Origin of the sequence: Streptomyces acidiscabies (assembly GCF_020010905.1) — a bacterium.
In the GTDB taxonomy this organism is placed as follows: domain Bacteria; phylum Actinomycetota; class Actinomycetes; order Streptomycetales; family Streptomycetaceae; genus Streptomyces; species Streptomyces acidiscabies.
This window is the reverse complement of sequence record NZ_JAGJBY010000001.1, coordinates 3,711,567-3,727,801: the sequence shown is the minus strand read 5'-3', so window position 1 is coordinate 3,727,801 and position 16,235 is coordinate 3,711,567. Positions and strand designations below refer to the sequence as shown.

Here is a 16,235-nt window from a genome sequence, read left to right as displayed (position 1 = left end):
ATAATCAACGTTCCACCCATGAGCTGACCGTGCAGAACATCTGCCTGCAATCGGTACTGTGCTCCTTAGAAAGGAGGTGATCCAGCCGCACCTTCCGGTACGGCTACCTTGTTACGACTTCGTCCCAATCGCCAGTCCCACCTTCGACAGCTCCCTCCCACAAGGGGTTGGGCCACCGGCTTCGGGTGTTACCGACTTTCGTGACGTGACGGGCGGTGTGTACAAGGCCCGGGAACGTATTCACCGCAGCAATGCTGATCTGCGATTACTAGCAACTCCGACTTCATGGGGTCGAGTTGCAGACCCCAATCCGAACTGAGACAGGCTTTTTGAGATTCGCTCCACCTCACGGTTTCGCAGCTCTTTGTACCTGCCATTGTAGCACGTGTGCAGCCCAAGACATAAGGGGCATGATGACTTGACGTCGTCCCCACCTTCCTCCGAGTTGACCCCGGCGGTCTCCTGTGAGTCCCCGTCACCCCGAAGGGCACGCTGGCAACACAGGACAAGGGTTGCGCTCGTTGCGGGACTTAACCCAACATCTCACGACACGAGCTGACGACAGCCATGCACCACCTGTACACCGACCACAAGGGGGCGACCATCTCTGGCCGTTTCCGGTGTATGTCAAGCCTTGGTAAGGTTCTTCGCGTTGCGTCGAATTAAGCCACATGCTCCGCTGCTTGTGCGGGCCCCCGTCAATTCCTTTGAGTTTTAGCCTTGCGGCCGTACTCCCCAGGCGGGGAACTTAATGCGTTAGCTGCGGCACCGACGACGTGGAATGTCGCCAACACCTAGTTCCCACCGTTTACGGCGTGGACTACCAGGGTATCTAATCCTGTTCGCTCCCCACGCTTTCGCTCCTCAGCGTCAGTATCGGCCCAGAGATCCGCCTTCGCCACCGGTGTTCCTCCTGATATCTGCGCATTTCACCGCTACACCAGGAATTCCGATCTCCCCTACCGAACTCTAGCCTGCCCGTATCGAATGCAGACCCGGGGTTAAGCCCCGGGCTTTCACATCCGACGCGACAAGCCGCCTACGAGCTCTTTACGCCCAATAATTCCGGACAACGCTTGCGCCCTACGTATTACCGCGGCTGCTGGCACGTAGTTAGCCGGCGCTTCTTCTGCAGGTACCGTCACTTTCGCTTCTTCCCTGCTGAAAGAGGTTTACAACCCGAAGGCCGTCATCCCTCACGCGGCGTCGCTGCATCAGGCTTCCGCCCATTGTGCAATATTCCCCACTGCTGCCTCCCGTAGGAGTCTGGGCCGTGTCTCAGTCCCAGTGTGGCCGGTCGCCCTCTCAGGCCGGCTACCCGTCGTCGCCTTGGTGAGCCATTACCTCACCAACAAGCTGATAGGCCGCGGGCTCATCCTTCACCGCCGGAGCTTTCGACCCCCGCCCATGCAGGCAGGAGTGATATCCGGTATTAGACCCCGTTTCCAGGGCTTGTCCCAGAGTGAAGGGCAGATTGCCCACGTGTTACTCACCCGTTCGCCACTAATCCACCCCGAAGGGCTTCATCGTTCGACTTGCATGTGTTAAGCACGCCGCCAGCGTTCGTCCTGAGCCAGGATCAAACTCTCCGTGAATGTTTACCGGTAATCCGGTGCACAACACAGAAGAGCGGAACGATCGGAGGAATGATCCGACCGTTCACAGCGTCCTCGCTGTGTTTGTTTCAAAGGAACCTCATCCTCGGCCATCGGCCGGGGACGGGGTATCAACTAATCTGGCGTTGATTTTTGGCACGCTGTTGAGTTCTCAAGGAACGGACGCTTCCTTCGTACTCACCCTCTCGGGCTTTCCTCCGGGCTTTTCCCTTCGGTCTTGCGTTTCCGACTCTATCAGATCTTTTTCCGATCCGATTTCCTCGGTGCTTTCCAGGTTTCCGCTTTTGTTTCGCGGTTTCCTTTCCGGCGGTTCCGACTTTATCAGGTTCTCCGGGTCCCTCTGACCACCGTTCTGCGAGCATGCAGAAAGAAGCCTTAGGAAAAGGAGTCTGAGCTAGTTGGAAGCTACTCGGAGCGATACGCGAGACCGCGTCACTCGCCCTCAAGCAGGGGTACGACTGTACACGCGGCGCCAGACGGCACGCAAATCGATTAGGGTCAGGTCTGGACCAGTGGTCTAGACCGCAGATCGGGAACTCTCGTGCGGAACTGGTACTTCATATGACATACGCTGCTGCACAGTGCGCTGCCGGAGACAGGCAGTGACGATCCATGTACAGCTCCATCCCCTCCACCCTCTGGGAGGCACTCCGTGACCACCGTGACGTCCCCGCTCGCAGGACGCGCCATCGGACTGGCCGCCGTGCCGGATCCGGTCTTCTCCGGTGCCATGGTCGGCCCGGGTACGGCGATCGACCCGGTGCGTGAGCCCTCCGAGGCCGTCGCTCCCGTGGACGGTGTCGTCGTCTCTCTCCACCCGCACGCGTTCGTGGTGGTCGACGCCGAAGGACACGGTGTCCTCGTCCACCTCGGCATCGACACCGTGCAGCTCAACGGGCAGGGCTTCGATCTGCTGGTGAACAAGGGCGACACCGTCACGCGCGGACAGGCGGTCGTGCGCTGGAACCCGGCGGCCGTGGAAGAGGCCGGCAAGTCCCCCGTGTGCCCGGTGGTGGCGCTGGAGGCCACGGCCGACTCCCTCGGTGACGTACGCGAGGATGGCGATGTGAAGTCCGGGGACGTTCTGTTCTCCTGGCAGTGACACAACAGCAGTGACACACCGGCTGTAGGCCGACGGCCGGTGGACAGGCACGACCATCGCGGCGGCGCGCGTGCCGTCGCAACTATCGGAGACGGTGAGATGGAGACAACGCTGCGAGGCGTCGGTGTGAGCCACGGTGTGGCGATCGGCCAGGTAAGGCACATGGGGACGGCGGTCCTGGAACCGCCCGCCAAGCAGATCCCGGCCGACGAGGCGGAGCGCGAGCAGGGCCGCGCCCGCCAGGCCGTGGACGCGGTGGCGGCCGATCTGACCGCGCGCGGCAACCTGGCCGGCGGCGAGGCCCAGGCGGTCCTCGAAGCACAGGCGATGATGGCGCAGGACCCCGAGCTGATGGCCGACGTGGACCGGCGGATCGCCGTCGGCAGCACGGCCGAGCGTGCCGTGTACGACGCCTTCGCCTCGTACCGCGAGCTGCTCGCGGGTGCCGGGGAGTACCTCGCCGGGCGGGTGGCCGACCTCGACGACGTACGGAACCGGATCGTCGCGCGGCTGCTGGGGGTGCCGATGCCCGGTGTGCCGGACAGTGACGAGCCGTACGTGCTGGTGGCGCGGGATCTGGCGCCGGCCGACACGGCGTTGCTGGATCCGGCGCTGGTGCTCGGGTTCGTGACCGAGGAGGGCGGGCCCACCAGTCACAGCGCGATTCTGGCACGGGCGCTCGGGGTGCCGGCCGTGGTGGCGCTGCCGGGGGCCGGGGAGCTGGCCGAGGGCACGGTGATCGCCGTGGACGGGAGTTCCGGTGAGGTCTTCGTGGAGCCGGGTGAGGAGCGGAAGGCCGAGCTGACGGCCGCTGCCGCCGCGCGTAAGGCCGCGCTGGCCGCGTCGACGGGTCCGGGGCTGACCGCCGACGGGCACAAGGTGCCGTTGCTGGCGAACGTCGGTGGTCCGGCGGACGTACCGGCTGCTGTGGAGGCGGGCGCGGAGGGCGTCGGGCTGTTCCGTACGGAGTTCCTGTTCCTGGACGACAGCAAGAAGGCGCCGTCGCGGGAGAAGCAGGTCGAGGCGTACCGGCAGGTGCTGGAGGCGTTTCCCGAGGGCCGGGTCGTCGTGCGGGTGCTGGACGCGGGCGCGGACAAACCGCTGGACTTCCTGACGCCGGCCGACGAGCCGAACCCGGCGTTGGGTGTGCGGGGGCTGCGGTCGCTGCTGGAGCACCCCGATGTGCTGCGGACGCAGCTGGCGGCGTTGGCCGAGGCCGCCGAGGGGTTGCCGGTGCACCTTGAGGTGATGGCGCCGATGGTGGCGGACCGGGCGGACGCGAAGGCGTTCGCGGACGCATGCCGTGCGGCGGGGCTGCGGGCGAAGTTCGGGGCGATGGTGGAGATCCCTTCGGCGGCGCTGCGGGCGCGGTCGATCCTCCAGGAGGTCGAGTTCCTGTCGCTGGGCACGAACGACCTGGCGCAGTACACGTTCGCCGCCGACCGGCAGGTGGGTGCGGTCTCCCGGCTCCAGGATCCGTGGCAGCCGGCGCTGCTGGACCTGGTCGCGCTGTCCGCGGAGGCGGCGCGGGCCGAGGGCAAGAGCTGTGGCGTCTGCGGTGAGGCCGCGGCGGATCCGCTGCTCGCGTGTGTGCTGACCGGTCTGGGGGTCACCTCGCTCTCGATGGGGTCGGCTTCGATTCCTTATGTGCGGGCGGCGCTGGCGAAGCACACGCTGGCGCAGTGCGAGCGGGCCGCTGCGGCGGCGCGGGCGACGGACAGTGCCGAGGAGGCGCGGGCCGCGGCTCAGGCGGTGCTGTCGGGCGAGTAGTCGAGGGGCCTGCTCCTCTGGTCCGGGTTCAGGGGCGTCCCGCCTTCGGGTGGGGCGCCCCTGGCGTCGTCCGGTGTCTTGTCCTGGTCAGTGGTGGTGGTCGGTCGGGGGCAGGGGGTCGTCTCCGAGGTCGGGCGGGGCGCAGTAGTCGACGTCGGACTCGGGGGAGATCAGGTCGCCGGACTCGGCGTCGGTGCAGTAGGCGTCGAAGACCTCGGCGGCGGTGAGGGGTTCGAGGTCCTCGCCGCGCAGGCGCCAGCCGTGGACGCGGTCGCGGGTGCCGGGGGCGGTGACGCGCAGGACGAGTCCGCCGGGGCTGTGGGTGGCGATGCCGAGGGCCAGGATCGTGGTGAACTCCAGGGCTTCGGCCTCGTCGAGGCGGGTGGTGCCGTCGGGGACGGATTCGGCGTGCAGGACGGCGATGAGGGTTTCGGGTGCGGTGGAGACGCTGCACACGAGGTGACGGTGGCCGGGTGGTGCGCTGTCGAGGATGCGGGTGAGGAGGGCGGAGGCGCGGGTGAAGGCGGCCCGGCCGATGTCCTCGCCGCAGGAGGCGCAGGCGCCGAGGCGGGCGAGGAGTGTCGCGGCGTACTCCCAGGTGGCGCGGCGGACCGCTTCGTCGACGAGGGTGGGGACGAGGTCGGCGAGGGGAGCGCCGTCGTAGGCGATGACGGGGCCGGTGGCGGCGAGTTCGGCCGTGTAGCGGCCTCGGGTCTGTGGGGTGTCGGGGTCGAGGCCGTGGTCGGCGCAGTATTCGGCGTAGTCCTGGGGGTCGAAGAGGGCGAGGCTGGTGTGGGTGCCTTCGGCGGCGCGGGTCTTGAGGACGGCTTCGACCTGGCGGAGGTAGGTGGTGTGGTCGTCGAAGGTGAAGGTGCGGTAGCGGCGCATGGCGCGGAAGTCGTGCTCGTCGGTGAGGAGGCCGATGGTGCCGGCGATCTCGCGGCGCAGGTCCCGGCGCAGGGTCCGCTGGTCGGTGTGGGTCATGGTTTCCCCCTGTGTGCAGAGCGTTCGGTCAATGCTCACTCACAGTAACCGGCGGCACTGACAACGGGGTCTGCGCGAGCCTGGCTCGTACGAGTCGGTGCTGGATTCCGCAGGTCAGGGCGATGACGGTGCCGAATGAGGCCCAGCCGAGGGGGCCGGTGGCGATAGCGGCGGTGACGGCGAGTGGTCCGACGGCGCGCTGGGCGGACTGGGCGAGGCCGTGGACGCCGAGGTAGGCGCCCTGGACGGTGTCGGGGGCGAGGGCGACGGAGAGTTCCCAGGAGACGGTGGCGTGGAGGATCTCGGCGAGGGTGAAGGCGGTGGCCGCGGCGGTGAGGAGCAGGGTCGCGGTGACGGCTCCGCCGCCTGCGGCCAGGGCCATGGCGGCGCCGCCCGCGGCGAAGGCGGCCGAGAGCGGGAGGAGGAGGGCGCGGGCGGCGGCGGTGGTCGCGCCGAAGCGGGCCATGGGGACCTGGAGGGCCACGACGAGGACGTTGTTGAGGACCATGAGCAGGGGTGCGAGGCCGTGCGGTGCGGTGTCGAGGTGGACGATCCACAGCGGGAGGCCGACCTTGAAGACGGCGTCGTCGAGGAAGAGGACGGCTTCGGTGGCGACGTACACGAGGTAGGTGCGGTCGCGCCAGGGGCCTCGCGGCCGGGCCGGCTGCGCCGGGGTGCCGGAGCCGGCGACGGTGCGGGCGGGTGAGGCGGGTTCGCCGCAGCGCAGGGTGAGCAGGGCGACGGCGGTGAAGGAGAGGGCGTCGCCGAGGAGGAGCCAGCGGTAGGCGGCGGTGCCGCCGAGGGCGAGGCCGACTGCCGCCACGAGGCCGCCGATGGCCCAGCCGGCGTTGGCGACGGTGCGTTGGACGGCCTGGTAGCGGATGCGGTCGGGGCCGGCGACGCGGGTGGCGTAGAGCTTGGTGAGGACGCTGCTCGCGCGGTCGCCGAAGCCGCCGAGCGCGGTGAGGGCGAGGAGGAGGGCGAAGTGGTCGGTGGTGAGGAGGCCGAAGGAGGCTACGGCGCGCAGGAGTTGGACGGCGACGAGGACGCGGGTGAGCGGGAAGCGGTCGGCGAGCAGGCCGCCGCTGGGGGCACCGGCGATGCCGAGGGCTCCGGCGACGGCGGCGAGGGTGCCGACCTCGGTGAGGGAGAGGTGGGCGACGTAGGTGAAGTACAGGACGGAGACGGTGGCCCACAGGCCGCTGCCGATGCGGTCGACGAGGGCGATGACGACCATGCGGCGGCCGTCGGGGCCGCCGGGTATGCGGGGTTCTCCAGTGGTTTTTCGACGCGTCAGCGCCACGATTCCCCCTTGCGTCGTTTTTTGTATTGATACATAATGTCGAATGTGGCAACACAATATGCGATCACGGGGACGACGGCCAAGGAGATTGCCGCGTCCGTGGAACGGGGCGTGTCCGACGGCTCCTTGGGGCCGGGCGCCGCGCTGCCCCCGGTACGGCGGCTCGCGGACGGCCTCGGGGTGAGTCCCGGGACGGTCGCCACCGCCTACAAGGAGCTCCGCGCGCGGGGCATCGTCGTGACCCGGGGGCGGGGCGGGACGGTGGTGGCGGAGGTGCCGTCGGTGGCGCCGCGCCGTCCGCCGAAGGTCCCGGAGGGCCTGCGGGACCTCGCCGGCGGCCATCCCGATCCGGCGCTGCTCCCCGGTCTGGTGCCGCCCTCGCGCCTCTCCCCCGGCGCCCGCTCCCACCGCTCGATGCCGAGGCTGGCCCGCCTCGAAGAGGCCGTACGGGACTGGCTCGCGCCGGACGGTGTGCCGGTGGAGCACGTGACGTTCGCGCACGGGGCGCTCGATCTGATCGCCCGGCTGCTCTCCGTGGAGCTGCGCCCCGGCGACGCCGTCGCCATGGAGGACCCCGGCTACCACCACCTCCTGGACCTGGTCGCCGCCCTGGGCCTGCGGGTCGTGCCCGTCGCCGTGGACGACGAGGGGGTGCGGCCCGAGGCGCTGGAGGCGGCGTTGCGCGCGGGGGTGCGGGCGGTGGTGTGCAGCCCGCGCGCACAGAACCCGTACGGCGGGTCCTTCACGCGTGCGCGCAGGGACGCGCTCGCCGGGATGCTGCGTACGGCGCCGGACGTGCTGGTCGTGGAGAACGACCACGCCTCCGAGGTGGCCGGCGTGCCGCTGTGGACGCTCGCCGACGGCGGGCCCGCGCGCTGGGTGCACGTGCGGACGGTGAGCAAGTTCCTCGGCACCGACCTCAGATGGGCGGCGGCGGCCTGTGACGCGACGACGCTGGCCCGGCACGACGGGCGGCTGCTGCTGACCTCGGGGTGGGTGAGTCACCTGCTCCAGGAGACCGTGCACGGTCTCCTGACCGACGACGCGACGCGCGCCCTCGTCACGCGTGCGCGCGAGGCGTACGCACTGCGCAGGACGGCGTTGCTGCGGGAGCTGTCCGCGCGCGGGATCGCCGCGTACGGCGTGAGCGGGATGAACGTGTGGGTGCCCGTGCGCGACGAGTCGGCGGTCGTCAACGGGCTGCGCTCGCGCGGCTGGTGGGTCGCGGCCGGGGCCCGGTTCCGGCTGGCGGCCGGGCCGGGCGTCCGGATCTCGGTGGCCGGCCTCGAACCCGCTGACGGGGTGCTGCTGGCCGCGGACTTCGCCGGGGTCCTGGGCGAGTCCGAGGCCACCTACGGGGGCTGAGAGGGGCCGTCAGGGGCTTTCTCAGGCCCGTTTGCGGGCGAGGTCCTCGTAGAAGCCCAGCAGGTCGAGGTTGTCGATGGAGCCCGGGTTGACGGCCTTCTCCAGCGGGGTGCCCTGGAGGAGGCGTTTGACGGGGACCTCGATGCGCTTGCCGGTGAGGGTGTGCGGGATGCCGGGGACCTCGATGACCTCGTCCGGGACGTGGCGCGGGGAGAGCTGTTCGCGGATGGTGCCGCGGATGCGGCCGAGGAGGGCCTCGTCGAGGACGGAGCCGGGTGTCAGGTGCACGAAGAGCGGCATCCAGTAGCCGCCGTCGGCCTGTTCGACGCCGATGACCAGGGATTCCCTGATCTCGGGGAGGCGTTCGACGACCTCGTAGATGTCGGCGGAGCCCATCCGTACGCCCTGCCGGTTGAGCGTGGAGTCGGAGCGGCCGTGGATGATCACCGACCCGCGCGCGGTGACGGTGATCCAGTCGCCGTGCCGCCAGACGCCGGGGTAGGTGTCGAAGTAGCTGTCGTGGTAGCGGCTGCCGTCGGGGTCGTTCCAGAAGCGGATCGGCATGGACGGCATGGGGTTGGTGACGACGAGCTCGCCGACCTCGTCGATCACGGGCCGTCCCTGGGGGTCCCACGCCTGGAGGTCGGTGCCGAGGCCGGGGGCCTGGAGTTCGCCCGTGTACACCGGGAGCGTGGGGACGGCGCCAGCGAAGCAGGAGCACACGTCGGTGCCGCCGCTGACGGAGGCGATCCAGGTGTCGGCGCCGACCTCGTCGTGCAGCCAGCGGAAGCCGTCCGGGGGCAGCGGGGAGCCGGTGGTGGCGACGCACTGCACGCGCGTGAGGTCGTAGTCGCGCGCGGGATGCACGCCGGCCTTGCGGCAGGCCATCACGTACGCCGCCGAGGTGCCGTAGAGGGTGGCGCCGGTGCGTTCGGCGACACGCCACTGCGCGCCCGTGTCGGGGTATCCGGGGCTGCCGTCGTACAGGACGACCGTCGTGCCCGTGAGGAGGCCGGAGACCAGGAAGTTCCACATCATCCAGCCGGTGGACGTGAACCAGAACAGGACGTCCTCGGGGCCGAGGTCGCAGTGCAGGCCGAGCTGTTTGAGGTGCTCGACGAGGATGCCGCCCTGGGACTGGACGATGGCCTTGGGCAGGCCGGTCGTGCCGGAGGAGTACAGGACCCACAGGGGGTGGTCGAAGGGGACCTGTTCGAAGACGGGGTCCTCGTCGCCGTCCGTGAGGGAGGCCCAGTCGAGGGCTCCCTCGGGCGTGTCGGTGCCCAGGAGGGGGATGTGGACGACCGCGCGCACGGTGGGCAGTTCGCGGCGCAGTTCGGCGACGGCCTCACGGCGGTCGTGCTCCTTGCCGCCGTAGCGGTAGCCGTCGACGGTGAACAGGACGACCGGTTCGACCTGCTGGAACCGGTCGAGGACGCTGCGGGCGCCGAAGTCGGGGGCGCAGGAGGTCCATACGGCGCCCACGGCGGCCGTGGCGAGCAGAGCGACCACCGCCTGCGGAACGTTCGGGAGATAGCCGCTCACGCGGTCTCCCGGGCGTACTCCGAGGCGGCGCAGGGCGGCGGCCAGGGAGCCGACCTGGCGGCGCAGCTCGGACCAGGTGACCGGGCGGGGCTCGTGGGTCTCGTCGACGTGCAGGAGGGCCGGTTCGTCCACGCGCGTGGCGGCGTGGCGCAGGGCGTGTTCGGCGTAGTTGAGGGTGGCGCCGGGGAACCACTGGGCGCCGGGCATCGAGCGGTCGCCCAGCACGCGCGCGTAGGGCGTCGAGAAGCGGACGTCGAACCATTCGGCGACGGCCGTCCAGAACGCCTCGGGTTCGGCGACCGACCACGCGTGCAGGGCGGGGTAGCCGCCGTCGGCGGGTGCGCCGTGCTGCCGTGCCGCCCAGGTCTGGAACTTCGTGACCTTCGCGCGGGCGATACGCTCGGCGTCCGGCTGCCAGAGCGGCCGAGGGTTCGAGGTCGACATGGGGCGGCTCCCGGGCGGTGCGCGTGAGGGTGGCGGCTGACACGGACGATGCCATGTGATCGACTTCTGCACCAGGGTGCGCTCCGCCGCGGCGGTGTCGTGACGTCGTGATCCCGTCGCGGGTGAACGGAAGTTGAACGGCACGCGCGCGGGAAGCGGCAAATGGCAGGGTGAGCAGCATGAACGGTCGTGACCTGGTGCGTTCGATGAAGGCGGTCGGTTCGGTGGGGGCGGCCCAGGGGTTGCGCACCGTACGCGCGGCGTGGCGCAGGAGGCGTACGGACGCCTCTGGGCTGCCGCCGAGGGGCGCGGAGCGGGCACGGGTGCCCGGGCCCGTGCGGGAGGCGCGGCCGGGGCCCGGCGGGGGCATCGTGCGGTTCGAGCGGTCCGAGCTGCGGATCATGGTCGCGGTCAACGGGGCGGTGTTCTGGGGCTGGGACGGCGCAGAGCCGGAGCCGTCGTACGCGCTCGCAGGGACGCCCGAGCCCGACCCGCGCGCGGTGCTGGAGCCCGACAAGGACGGCGGGTGGCGGGTGGTCTCCGAGCGGGCGACGGTCTCGGTGTCGCGGCACGGTGCGATCGAGGTGTGCACGCCCGGGGGCGTGGTGCTGCGGCGCGATCTGCCGCCGCGCTGGTGGGAGCCGGTGGACGGGGGGCCGGCGCGCTGGATGCAGCGTTCGGAGGTGGCGGCGGACGCGCGGTTCTTCGGGCTGGGCGGGCGCGCGGGCGGGCCACGCCTGCGCGCGGGGACGTACCGGCTGTGGAACACCGACCCGGGCGGCTCGTTCGGGCCCGGGGACGATCCGCTGTACCTGACGATGCCGGTGCAGGTGGTCGTCGCGGACGCGGGCACGCACCTGGTGTTCCACGACACGTCCTGGGACGGCACGGTGACGCTCCGGGAGGGCGAGGAGGGGGCCGGTTCGGGGCACGACCGGGCGGGGTCGTGCGAGGTGCGGGCGGAGGGCGGTCCGCTGCGCTGCTGGGTCGTCGTCGGCACTCCCGCGCGCGTGCTGCTCGGCTGGGCGTCGCTGACGGGCGCGCCCGCGCTGCCGCCGTCCTGGGCGCTCGGATACCACCACGCGCGCTGGGGCTTCGGCAGCGAGCAGGAGGTGCGGCGGGTCGTCGCCGGCTACCGGGAGCACGGGCTGCCGCTGGACGCGGTCCACCTGGACATCGACCACTTCGACGGCCATCAGGTGTTCACGGTCGACCAGGAGCGGTTCCCGAAGCTCCCGAAGCTCGCGCAGGAGCTGCGGCGGGACGGGGTGCGGCTGGTGTCGATCGTCGACCCGGCCGTGCGCGCGGAGCCCGGCACCGAGGTGTACGACGCGGGGACGGCCCTGGACGCGTTCGTGCGAGACGCCTCCGGGCGGGTCGTGCGGAGCGTCGTGTGGCCCGGGGAGTCGGTGTTCCCGGACTTCACGCACGCGCGGGTGCGTGCCTGGTGGGGCGAGCTGTACGCGGAGCGGCTGGCGCAGGGGTTCTCGGGGTTCTGGCACGACATGAACGAGCCGACGTCGTTCGCGGCCTTCGGGGACACGACGCTGCCCCGTTCGGCGCGGCACGACCTGGAGGGGCGCGGCGGCGACCATCGCGAGGCGCACAACGTGTACGCGCTGTGCATGGCCAGGGCGGGCTACGAGGGCCTGCGGGCGCTGGTCCCGGATGAGCGGCCGTTCGTGTTCTCCCGGTCCGGCTGGGCGGGCTTGCAGCGGTACGGCGGGACCTGGTCGGGGGACGTCACCACGGGCTGGCCGGGGCTGCGGGCGTCGCTGGCGCTGGTGCTCGGTCTCGGCCTGTGCGGGATCCCGTACTCGGGCCCTGACGTCGGCGGCTTCGACGGGAGTCCCTCGCCGGAGCTGTACCTGCGCTGGTTCCAGCTCGGCGCGTATCTGCCGCTGTTCCGTACGCACGCGGCGATCAGGGCGGGGCGCCGGGAGCCGTGGGAGTTCGGTCCCGAGGTGCTGGCGCACGCACGCGAGGCGCTGCTGGAGCGGCGTCGGCTGTCGCCGTACTTCGTGACGCTGGCGCATCTGGCGCGGCGTACCGGGGCTCCATACGTGCGCCCCCTGTGGTGGGGCGCGCCGGAGGACCGGGCGCTGCGGGACTGCGAGGACGCGTTCCTGCTGGGTGACTGTCTGCTGGTCGCCCCGGTGCTGGGGCCGGGCGTGGACCGGCGCGCGGTGCAGCTGCCGAGGGGGCTCTGGTACGACACGGCGACGGAGCGCGCGTACGAGGGGCCAGGGCAGGTTCTGGTGGACGCGCCCGCGGGGCGGATCCCGGTGCTCGCGCGCGCGGGTGCGGTGATCCCGGTACGGGGCGCGGACGGCGGCCTGGAGCTGGAGGTGTGGGCGCCCGCCCGGGGGCGGACGGGCGGCGGCCTGGTGGTGCGGGACGCGGGCGACGGCTGGGACGAGCCGGAGATCGAGCGGTACGTCACCCGTTGGGAGGGAGCGCGGGTCGTCGTCGAGCGGGAGAGCCGTGAGGACGAGGACGGCGTGCTCGAACCGTCCTGTCCGGTGCGGCTGCGGGGGCCGGGCGGGCCACCGGCTCAGATGTAGCGGCCCTCGAAGAAGGCCCGTACGGCGATCGTGTGCAGCGGGAAGGCCAGTTCCTCGGGGCGCCGCAGGAGCTGCCAGCCGTCCGTCTCGTCGGTGGCGGCGGACGCCGGCAGGCGGTCGGCGGGGCGCTCGGGGAGCAGGCCGAACAGCAGGAGGTGGCCGTCGGGGGAGCTCATGGCGTCGGCGAGGCGGACGTCACGGCTCGCCGCGTCGATGCCCGTCTCCTCCTTGAGCTCGCGGATGACGGCGTGCTTCCAGTCCTCGCGGTCGTCGACGTAGCCGCCGGGCAGGGCGATGCCCCCGCGCGCGGGTTCGATGGTCCGCCTGATGACGACCAGGGCGGTGCCCTGGGTGTCGTACACGGGCTGGAGGGCGATGCCGACCGGCAGGGGGTTGCGGTAGTGCACGGTGGAGCAGGCCGGGCAGATGCGGGGCCAGCCGGTGACGCCCTCCCCGTAGGGGGCTCCGCAGCTCGAACAGTGGCTGTCCCGTGCGGAGTTCGAAGTGGTGTGCTGAGTTTGTGACACGCGGCGGACTGTATCTGATCGCGGGGAGGGCGTCTCGTCGACCGGTTTCAATCCCCTCTGGTGAGCGATGCGGTGGCCACCGGGAAGTCGAAGTACGTGTCCGGATAGGGCTCCGGCTTGAAGGTGTAGTGCCACCATTCCTCGGCGAGGTTCACGAAACCGAGGCTCTCCAGGGTGCTCTTCAGGAGCAGCCGGTTGGCGCGCTGGACGCCCTGCACGCGCGGGTCGAGCGTGTGGGAGAGGGTGTCGAAACAGTCGAATCCGGTCCCCATGTCGACGGAGTTGTCGGGAAATCGCTCCCTTCGGGGCGCGTGACAGGACACCAGGGGTTCGCCGGGGACGTAGGGGCGGGTCGGGAACGCCGGGAGCTTCACGAGGGTGAGGTCCAGGGTGGAGCCCCGGCTGTGGCCTGACTTCTCGGCGATGTAACCGTCCGTGAAGAGGCGGGTCTTGTCGACCTCGGGGTAGAACTCGGCCTTCATCGCCTGGTCGTCGAGGTCCTCGGCCCAGCGCACGAAGTGGTCGACCGCGCGCTGCGGGCGGTAGCAGTCGTAGACCTTGAGGGTGTAGCCCTTGCGCAGCAGGCGCGCCTGCGCGCGGTGGAGGGCCTCGGCGGCGGGGCGGGTGAGGATGCACAGGGGTTCGCGGTAGCCGTCGATGCGCTCGCCGACAAAGTTGTGGACGGTGGTGTAGCGCATCTCCTGGCGGATCGTCGGGTCGACCGCGCGCAGGGCGACGAAGTCGGCGGGGGCCTTCGGTTCGGTGGCGGCCGAGGCGGGGGTGGGGGCGAGGGCCGCGGCGAGCAGGGTGGTGAGCGCGGTGAGGGCGGCGCGGAAGGGTCGTCTCATGCCGTGCACACTTCCCCTGCCGGGCCCTGCCCATTTGCGGGCGGCCGTGTCAGACTCCTGACGTTCCGTCAGATCATGGTGCGGGGAGGTCGCGTGACACGCGTGCGCAGGCCCGCGGTGGACGGCTGGTTCACCGGGGACGGGGGCGATTTCAGACTGCTCGGGACGCGCTGCGGCGCGTGCGCGTCGGTGTTCTTCCCCCGGGAGGACGTCCACTGCCGCAACCCCGGCTGCGAGGGCGGCGAGCTGGCCGAGGTGCCGCTCTCGCGGCGCGGCCGGGTCTGGTCGTACACCGACTGCCGCTACCGGCCGCCGTCACCCTACGTGAGCGACCGGGAACTTCCGTGGGAGCCGTACACGTTGGTCGCGGTAGAGCTGGAGGCGGAGCGGATGGTGGTGCTGGGGCAGGCGGCGCCCGGGGTGGGAGTGGGTGAGCTGGCGGTGGGGACGGAGGTCGAGGCAGTGGCGGGGGTGCTGAGCGAAGAACCCGGGACGGTGTGGACGACGTGGAACTGGCGGCCGGTGGAGGTGGGGTCATGACGGCGGAGGTGGCCGTGCTCGGCGCGGGCATGCACCCCTGGGGCAAGTGGGGGCGCGGCTTCACGGAGTACGGCGTGACGGCCGCGCGGGCGGCGCTCGCCGACGCGGGGCTCGACTGGCGGGACGTGGACACGGTCGTCGGCGCGGACACGGTGCGCGGCGGCTATCCGGGGTTCGTCGCGGGGGCGACGTTCGCGCGGGCGCTGGGCTGGCAGGGAGCGCGCGTGACGAGCGTGTACGCGGCGTGCGCGTCCGGTGCGCAGGCCATCGACGTGGCGCGGGCGCGGATCCTCGCCGGGCTCTCCCGGGTGGTGCTCGTGGTGGGCGCCGACGCCGCGCCCAAGGGGTTCTTCCGCCCGGCCGGGGGCGATCGCCCCGACGACCCGGACTGGCTGCGCTTCCGGCTCCTCGGGGCGACGAACCCGGCCTACTTCGGCCTGTACGCGCGCAGGCGCATGGCCGTGTACGGCGACACGCTGGAGGATTTCACCCGGGTCAAGGTGAAGAACGCCGCCCTCGGGGCGCTGAACCCGAACGCCCGCTACCGCGCGCGGGTGACGCCCGAGGAGGTCGAGGCCTCCCCCGTGGTCGCCGACCCGCTGCGGCTGCTGGACATCTGCGCGACCTCGGACGGCGGCGCGGCCCTGGTGCTGGCCGGGACGGAGTTCGCGCGCCGGCACAGCAGCCGCAGGCCGGTGCGCATCCGCGCGGTGTCGACGGTGACGCCCCGGTACCCCACGCGGGTGCTGGACCTGCCGGACATCGCCACCGACTCCGCGGCGGGCGCCGAGCCGTCCGGCGAGACGCTGCGGGCGTCCATCGCGCGGGCCGCGTACGAGGAGGCCGGCATCGGGCCCGGGGACCTGTCGCTGGCGGAGGTGTACGACCTGTCGACGGCCCTGGAGCTCCAGTGGTACGAGGACCTCGGGCTGTGCGGCGAGGGCGAGGGCGCCAAGCTGCTGCGGGCCGGGGAGACGGCGCTCGGCGGCCGGACGCCGGTGAACGTCAGCGGCGGGCTGGCCTCCTTCGGGGAGGCGGTGCCGGCGCAGGCGATCGCCCAGGTGTGCGAGCTGACCTGGCAGTTGCGCGGCGAGGCCGGTGAGCGGCAGGTGGCGGGCGCGCGCGTGGGGATCACCGCGAACCAGGGGCTGTTCGGGCACGGGTCGGCGGTGGTGGCGGTGCGGTGAGCGGGCGCGATGTGGCCGGAAACCCGCGTGAACGTCTCATCGACCTGCGCGCGCCGGGAGGCGCTGCCGGCGCTGCACGTCGACGTGTTCGCGGGCACGCCGGCCGGCCGGTCACCCTGTCGCTCTCCACGGCCCGGTCCGGGCCCGGCAGCGTCGCCGGCCTCGTACACATCCCGTGCCCGCCTTCTTGACGGTCCCTCAGGGGCGGTGAAAACTTCCCGGTGTCGGGTGACATCGCCGTACATTCTCGGCGTGTCCCGGCATGCCGCCGTGTGGGCGCTGTCCGCACTCCCCCGATGCGACGGCACGCTCGTCACGGACACCGGGCGGGGAGCGGGAACCTGCCCAGGCCGGAGCACCGGGCCCGGGAGACGCCATGCGCAACGGAGAGGTCGGTACCGCCGGGGACCGGCGCGCGGGACGCCGTCCGAAGCGACGAG

Annotated in this window: 11 protein-coding genes and 1 rRNA gene; 6 read left to right on the top strand and 6 right to left on the bottom strand. The window is 71.4% G+C overall.

From position 1 onward, the window contains the following. Positions 1-69: 69 nt before the first annotated feature. Positions 70-1,595, bottom strand: a 16S ribosomal RNA gene (locus J8M50_RS17295). 673 nt (positions 1,596-2,268) lie between these two features. Between J8M50_RS17295 and J8M50_RS17290 the strand changes: the two genes are divergently transcribed. Beyond that, positions 2,269-2,718 carry a PTS sugar transporter subunit IIA gene (locus tag J8M50_RS17290; RefSeq protein ID WP_010360568.1) on the top strand — a complete coding sequence of 150 codons (450 nt, stop codon included), beginning with the start codon at positions 2,269-2,271 and terminating at the stop codon, positions 2,716-2,718. Between the two features lie 99 nt (positions 2,719-2,817). Beyond that, the gene (gene ptsP, locus J8M50_RS17285) at positions 2,818-4,488 is read left to right on the top strand and encodes a phosphoenolpyruvate--protein phosphotransferase (RefSeq protein WP_010360567.1); all 1,671 of its coding nucleotides are present in this window, start codon (positions 2,818-2,820) and stop codon (positions 4,486-4,488) included. A gap of 87 nt (positions 4,489-4,575) precedes the next feature. Here the strand turns inward: ptsP and J8M50_RS17280 are convergent, their stop codons facing one another. Continuing rightward, complete coding sequence (locus J8M50_RS17280; protein ID WP_010360566.1) at positions 4,576-5,472, bottom strand: DUF8829 domain-containing protein; 897 nt, start codon at positions 5,470-5,472, stop codon at positions 4,576-4,578. A gap of 28 nt (positions 5,473-5,500) precedes the next feature. Next, positions 5,501-6,775, bottom strand: coding sequence for an MFS transporter (locus tag J8M50_RS17275; RefSeq protein WP_276145586.1), 1,275 nt, complete (start codon positions 6,773-6,775; stop codon positions 5,501-5,503). Positions 6,776-6,820: 45 nt separating this feature from the next. Between J8M50_RS17275 and J8M50_RS17270 the strand changes: the two genes are divergently transcribed. Further along, entirely contained in the window at positions 6,821-8,140 is a 1,320-nt protein-coding gene (locus J8M50_RS17270; RefSeq protein ID WP_040838765.1) for an aminotransferase class I/II-fold pyridoxal phosphate-dependent enzyme, read from the top strand. 21 nt (positions 8,141-8,161) lie between these two features. On the opposite strand, the gene J8M50_RS17265 is transcribed toward J8M50_RS17270, so the two are convergent. Beyond that, positions 8,162-10,129: an acetoacetate--CoA ligase gene (locus J8M50_RS17265; protein ID WP_010360562.1), complete on the bottom strand. Its 1,968-nt coding sequence runs from the start codon at positions 10,127-10,129 to the stop codon at positions 8,162-8,164. A 179-nt stretch (positions 10,130-10,308) separates the two neighbouring features. Here J8M50_RS17265 and J8M50_RS17260 point away from each other — a divergent pair, with 179 nt between their 5' ends. Further along, complete coding sequence (locus tag J8M50_RS17260; RefSeq protein ID WP_010360561.1) at positions 10,309-12,693, top strand: glycoside hydrolase family 31 protein; 2,385 nt, start codon at positions 10,309-10,311, stop codon at positions 12,691-12,693. On the opposite strand, the gene J8M50_RS17255 is transcribed toward J8M50_RS17260, so the two are convergent. Both J8M50_RS17255 and J8M50_RS17250 read right to left on the bottom strand, forming a co-directional pair. Continuing rightward, complete coding sequence (locus J8M50_RS17255) at positions 12,684-13,220, bottom strand: NUDIX domain-containing protein (RefSeq protein WP_029184680.1); 537 nt, start codon at positions 13,218-13,220, stop codon at positions 12,684-12,686. The genes J8M50_RS17260 and J8M50_RS17255 overlap by 10 nt on opposite strands. A gap of 47 nt (positions 13,221-13,267) precedes the next feature. Further along, positions 13,268-14,068 (bottom strand): M15 family metallopeptidase, encoded by an 801-nt coding sequence (locus J8M50_RS17250; protein ID WP_010360559.1) that lies wholly within the window; start codon positions 14,066-14,068, stop codon positions 13,268-13,270. Between the two features lie 102 nt (positions 14,069-14,170). On the opposite strand from J8M50_RS17250, the gene J8M50_RS17245 reads away from it, so the two are divergent. Together J8M50_RS17245 and J8M50_RS17240 are read left to right on the top strand one after the other, a co-directional pair. Continuing rightward, a complete protein-coding gene (locus tag J8M50_RS17245) occupies positions 14,171-14,608 on the top strand; it encodes a Zn-ribbon domain-containing OB-fold protein (RefSeq protein ID WP_010360558.1) in 438 nt (145 codons plus the stop codon). Then, positions 14,605-15,795: a lipid-transfer protein gene (locus J8M50_RS17240; RefSeq protein ID WP_010360557.1), complete on the top strand. Its 1,191-nt coding sequence runs from the start codon at positions 14,605-14,607 to the stop codon at positions 15,793-15,795. The genes J8M50_RS17245 and J8M50_RS17240 overlap by 4 nt, the downstream gene beginning before the upstream one ends. Positions 15,796-16,235: the final 440 nt, after the last annotated feature.